1 protein-coding gene and 1 pseudogene are annotated in these 690 nt (G+C 42.0%); both read left to right on the top strand.

Annotated features, from left to right (window positions below):
• A pseudogene (locus tag ACS8FD_RS20865) lies at positions 1 to 309 on the top strand (dihydrolipoyl dehydrogenase); the annotation flags it as partial.
• A gap of 198 nt (positions 310 to 507) precedes the next feature.
• Positions 508 to 690: ATP-grasp domain-containing protein (locus ACS8FD_RS20860; RefSeq protein WP_439277273.1), on the top strand; the 183-nt coding region annotated here is incomplete at its 3' end.

The raw sequence follows: 690 nt of genomic DNA, 5'->3' as shown, positions 1-690 counted from the left end.
TATGAAGTCAAGACAGGCTCATTTAATCTAGCGGCTAACGGCCGTGCTCTTGCACAAAGTGAAGCGCAAGGCTCTATCAAAGTCGTCGCTGACGCTAAGACCGATCGCTTGCTAGGTATGCACGCTATCTCTGTTGGTGCAGGCGATATCGTCCATCAAGGTATGATTGCGATGGAGTTTGTCTCTAGTATTGAAGACTTGCAGCTAATGACGTTTGCGCATCCAACGGTATCAGAAGCCGTACACGAAGCGGCACTATCAGCTGATGGCCGTGCTATTCATGCCATTCAGCGTAAAAAACGTAAGTAGTCACTAACGGTTACCGAGTAGGTATTACGATATAAATTAACCGTAGTGCAGTAGGCATCATGACTATGATGATTGTGATGATGTTTATAACAATAAGTGTTATAACCACTGGAGCTACGGTTATAAGTGCACTATATAAATATTATTGTGCGCTTATTTTCACTTTTTATTAATTGTAAAAAATAAAGGATACAATCAATGAATTTACATGAGTATCAAGCAAAAGAGCTATTAAAAAGCTACGGTTTGCCAATTCAAGAAGGCATCATTGCTCATAGTGGTGACGAAGCAGCAGCTGCCTTTGATAAAACCCCAACTGATATCGCTGTTATTAAAGCACAGGTCCATGCTGGTGGTCGCGGTAAAGCTGGTGGTGTAAAG

Source organism: Psychrobacter sp. 1U2, from assembly GCF_051847575.1.
The sequence above is the reverse complement of the archived record's forward strand: the minus strand, read 5'-3'. Positions and strand labels throughout refer to the sequence as shown.